Genomic DNA, 4,592 nt, shown 5'->3' with positions numbered 1-4,592 from the left:
TTCGGAACGAATACGTTTGCCTGATGGGAGCGGTGTGAATCGAGAGGTTCACGCACCGTTCTGCGAGAGGCCGGCAGGTGAAATTCCTCCGGCCTACTCACCCGGGCCTCTCCACGAAGATGGCGCGCCTGCGCGGAAGAGCGCCGCGCGGCGAACGCTGCCGGGCTGGCGTGCCGCACGGGCATTGGAAGACCACCACCTTCACCGGAGCGCTGCGGCTGACCGGCATGACCGCCCCCTTCGTCTACGACGGCGCCATGAACGGCACTGTGTTCCTCGCCTATGTCAGCCAGGTGCTGGTTCCGACCCTCGAACGCGGCGACGTCGTCGTGATGGACAACTTGCCCGCCCACAAGGCGGCGGGCGTTCGCGACGCAATAGAAGCGGCGGGTGCGAGCCTGCTCTACCTGCCGCCCTACAGTCCCGACTTCAATCCGATCGAAAACGCCTTCGCCAAGCTGAAGGCGCTGATGCGCGCCAAGGCCGAGAGGACAATCGCCGCGCTCTGGGATACGGTCGGCGCGATCCTCGAACGCTTCACCCCTGACGAATGCGCCAACTACTTCAAGGCAGCCGGGTATGAACCAGATTGAACAGGACGTGCTCTAATTAACTGCCAAGCGACACACGTTTCGCGCGCGGATCTGCAGATCATCTTGCGGCGCGCGGCATTGATGCTCAGAAACGTCGCCGGCGTGCCGCTGGAACCGGCCACCGAGGACGCTCTCAACGCCATTGCTGCCGAAATGGAAATCGGCCGGGCGGACCTCATTCAGATCGTGCTGCGGGAGTGGCTGGAAACGAACGCCTATCTGCCCGTGCGCGAAATCGATGAGGAGAATGAAACCGACGGGAGCGCGTAAATGCAAACTTCCGCGATCACGCTATGCACGGCGAAGCTGCGACTCATCTATCGCTAAGGCGCGGCGGACCTGATGGCCTGTCGTATTCGTCGATGGCCATGGTTCGAGCGATAGGAACGCGGAACGCCTCCGTGGCGCCCCGAATGTCGTCATCATATACGGCTTGTACGCGTCCCCAACTGCCGCAGCTTTCATCGGCTGCGCACTTCGCCATCCGGACTTGAGACAGTGCCGGCTCTGCTTCGGTGCAACGTCCGCGATGGCGGCTCGATTCCTGGGCCAAGACTCCATTTTCGGGCGGCAATTCCAGCACCGACCTTGACCGAGTCATGCCGCATATCTGTTGGATGTCGCATCGTCGTAGCCCCGCTAAGCCGACCAGGCCTCCCGACCGCCGGATCGACAATGATGATCGCCTCTGGAGAATTGTTCTTGTTGTCGAGCGCGATGGTCTCCACCGTCTTGCCGTGCTCTATTTCCGCTCAGTCATGAGCAACGCCAGCCAGCCTGTCGACACTTTCGACGAGGTCCCGTGCCTTATCTGGATCGTGTGAAGGCTTTGTGGGTTCGCTCGGGCCGCGCCATCCCCAGCCTATCTTCCTTCACGCCCAACAGCGAAGCATCCAATGCTAATTCGTGAAGCGTCGAGAAAACAAAATTTGACTGGCAATCAAGTTTCTGTGGCGCGACCTTTCGTGGATGCGACAGCCAAACAGCCTGACTTCCCCACTGGGAATGCTTGCTGCCTCGACCTCTCTCCGGCCGGCCGAACGCCCTTTGCGGTGCCGGCCGACACGTTCCGTGCCGGTGCCGGAGCCGAGGAGAGCCCGAGGCCTTCACCATCATCAATCCGCTATATGGGCCATGCGCTCAACAACGCGCTGCAGGACACAGGACGTGCCGTCCCACAGGGATTATTGAATCCCGTTAGGATTTAAACGCCATATCCAATCGCAGCCATCCGCTGAACGCAGCTATCGCCGTCGACGCGAACATCGAACAGAACCGACCCTGCGTTTTTTCCGCAGCGTCAGCCACACGATCGCAGAACGGTCGATTGAGGTAACAGGCACAGCAATAATCGTGTTGGGGAACAACGGAGAACTTAGATGCGCGTCGGTAAACGGGGACACCGCCCTTTTGGTGGCGGAATTGGCTGCGTGGAATGCGTCTCCGCTGAGTGAGTGCGCATTTCGCAAAAAAGGGACAGTCGTTCCGCTAAATCGCGGACATATACTCGCCACTGAATTCGCAATCTGCCGGTTCGACTGGCAGGAAGAATGTGACTCGCGAAATCGTCCAGGGATAATTCCGAGATTCCTCATTTGGTCGCCATGAGATCGCGCTCCAGTTCCGCAATGCGCACGCACTTGCCGAGCGTCGTCCTGACGCAACGCCTTGATCCATCCTCGCCCGCCTAAGTCTTCCTGCCAGCACCCACCCGAAAGCCATGCGGATCAATCCACCGAGACCCTAATTTCCGGCAAGCCAAAACGCTTGTGGAAAAGAAGGGCGGCGCTCGGGAGGACGAATGAAGCGATAATACAAGGTCGTCCGTCCTATTGGCCATCTTCGGCTGTGATGTCATGCGCAATCTGTTTGAGGAGCGCTGCAAGGGCAGGGCATGCCGCGGACAAGCGAAGTAGCGCCGGCCAGGAGCGCAGTTGCGATGTGGGCATCGGGAGGGCGGCTGGTGTGTGGATAGTCAGCCCTGGCCTATTGCCGATTGCGCCAGCCGGCGCACTTTCGCAGCCATGGTGGCGGAGCATGTTGAATTGGCGTTGTTTGAGCAGTCACTCGGCAAAATCGAAGGCCTGCATCGGCCGTTCTGTGATCGTGTGGCTGACGCTGCGGAGAAAACCGCAGGATCGGTTCTTTTCGATGTTCGTGTCGACGGCGATATCTGCGTGCAGCGGATGGCCGCGATTGGATATGGCGTCACCGGCACAGCAATAATCGTGATGGACAAGACGGACAACTTAGATGCGCATCTGTAAACGGGGACACCGCCCTTTTGGTGGCAGAATTGGCTGCCTGGGATGCGTCTCCGCTGCGTGAGCAAGCGAGGGTTGACCACCGCGGAACGGCCATCATCCTGCTAGCCAAGCTTCGGAGCTCTGGTCACTTCGCCCGGTTCTAGCCGGCTGAGCGCCGCTTCCTACCTTGCGGGCTAAGCAGATGGCGCGGCGGCGATGAGGCACCAGCGCGCGAATCCCCGCCAGCAGCAGCCGCTCCGCAGTGAGACCCAGCTTCGTTCCCGTCATCAAACTGCTCACGTTGAACGCCGGCGCGACTGGCTCCGGGCGGAGATCGATCCGAACTACCCTGGCATCGCCTTCGGCCTTGCGACCGGGCTTGCTGCTCGCAGAAGCAGCGTCAGTCTTCGGTGCGCGAGTAGTCGGGCTTCAAGACGGTCAAGCGCTATCGGCGTCTGCCACCGAAGACTTCCGGCGTGGTGCGTGTACGGCGGAGGCTGAAATCTCAGGGATGAAAGGACCCAGCAGCCAATGCAGGGCGGTGTCCCATCAGATTCCATGACATGAATTGTCATCGACGTGCTTTCATGATTGCTGGGGTCTATGTCACGTCGTCGCTTGCTACCCGAAAAGAATTTCCCGGGCTACGCATACCTGCCTGGGAAACATCCGCATCCGGTTCGCGACCCGCTGGGTCACAGTTACCAAAGCGACCCGGTGACCGTTGTTGCCGTCGAGGAATCACTCAGCTCAAACGGGTTCCGATGGGGTATCGACCTTTTCAATCACGGCTATTACTGGGAAGCCCATGAGGCTTGGGAGCCTCTTTGGCACGCTGCGAAACAAAGCACTCAGCATCGCCTTTTCTTCAAGGGATTGATCCTGTTGGCGGCGGCCGGGGTGAAAATCCGCGAGGGAAAGCGGGTCGCTGCCGCGCGCCATGCGGCGAGAGCTGCAGCGCTTTTTCGTCGGGTGGCGCCTCTGCCGAGCCGGCCCTTTGAGGCCGCACTCGGAATGACACCTGCCGCGCTCGCGGTACACGCCGAAACGGCCACAACTTTCCCGGCTGTTTTGCGAGAGCCGATGCCTGGCCAGCCTGAGCCCGTTTTCTATTTCATTCTCGCCCCTAAATCCGAGGGCGTCTGACAGGCAAGTGCACTGCCGGCCCGTCATGGACAGTTCGATGAGGGCAGCTTCAATCCTGGTGCGGTTGACCTACGGCACAGCCCGGCGCTGGCGGAGCACCCATGGCAGGCGCCGCTTCCATCGTTCACCTCTCGGCAAAGCAACATTTTTCTCCCACCGCTTTTTCTGGCGGGTCCGTCTGTCTTAGTCGGTGGGTTCGATGCCTTCGGAACCGGCGCTTTCTCAACCGTCGGCTGCTTAGGAAGCGATCCGTCGGGAATGGTCACGTCCTTGGCATCGGGGACCCCCTCACCAACGGCGGCCATGGGCCGAGAACGGATATCTTCAGCGATCTCACCTTCAGTCTTCGCTTCCGCGATATCGTTCGCGATGGCGGCCAGGTCGATGCCGCCCCAGATTGACTGTGGCCGCTTCATGAGCCCACGCTTCTGTTTGATCTCGACGACAAAAGGTCGCTGCTGCTTCATAGTGCTCTCGGCGGATTTGGGGAGTGCGAATGTCGTCTAGCAGGCTGTTGAAAAAGGCCCTCGCCACCGGACCGCAGCAATGATTCACTGGCTCCGAAGGGATTCGGAGGTGACGAGTTCGCGGCGGCGACGATCGAACT

At 60.2% G+C, this 4,592-nt stretch carries 3 protein-coding genes and 2 pseudogenes; 4 read left to right on the top strand and 1 reads right to left on the bottom strand.

Annotated elements, in window-relative coordinates:
- Positions 1-110: 110 nt before the first annotated feature.
- From NKI47_RS34570 to NKI47_RS34555, 4 genes and pseudogenes are all read left to right on the top strand, one after another.
- Positions 111-593 (top strand): annotated as a pseudogene (locus NKI47_RS34570) (IS630 family transposase); the annotation flags it as partial.
- Positions 594-608: 15 nt separating this feature from the next.
- Positions 609-863: a hypothetical protein gene (locus NKI47_RS34565; protein WP_352596255.1), complete on the top strand. Its 255-nt coding sequence runs from the start codon at positions 609-611 to the stop codon at positions 861-863.
- A gap of 1,754 nt (positions 864-2,617) precedes the next feature.
- A pseudogene (locus NKI47_RS35330) lies at positions 2,618-3,003 on the top strand (hypothetical protein).
- Positions 3,004-3,442: 439 nt separating this feature from the next.
- Positions 3,443-3,985, top strand: coding sequence for a DUF309 domain-containing protein (locus tag NKI47_RS34555; RefSeq protein WP_352596249.1), 543 nt, complete (start codon positions 3,443-3,445; stop codon positions 3,983-3,985).
- A 23-nt stretch (positions 3,986-4,008) separates the two neighbouring features.
- Here NKI47_RS34555 and NKI47_RS34550 read toward each other — a convergent pair whose 3' ends face one another.
- On the bottom strand, positions 4,009-4,452 hold the full coding sequence (locus tag NKI47_RS34550) for a hypothetical protein (protein WP_352596246.1): 444 nt from the start codon (positions 4,450-4,452) through the stop codon (positions 4,009-4,011).
- Positions 4,453-4,592: the final 140 nt, after the last annotated feature.

The sequence above is a fragment of the Mesorhizobium sp. M0633 genome, assembly GCF_040320645.1.
Lineage (GTDB): Bacteria > Pseudomonadota > Alphaproteobacteria > Rhizobiales > Rhizobiaceae > Mesorhizobium.
Note: the sequence above shows the minus strand (reverse complement) of the source record. Positions and strands in the feature narration are given on the sequence as shown.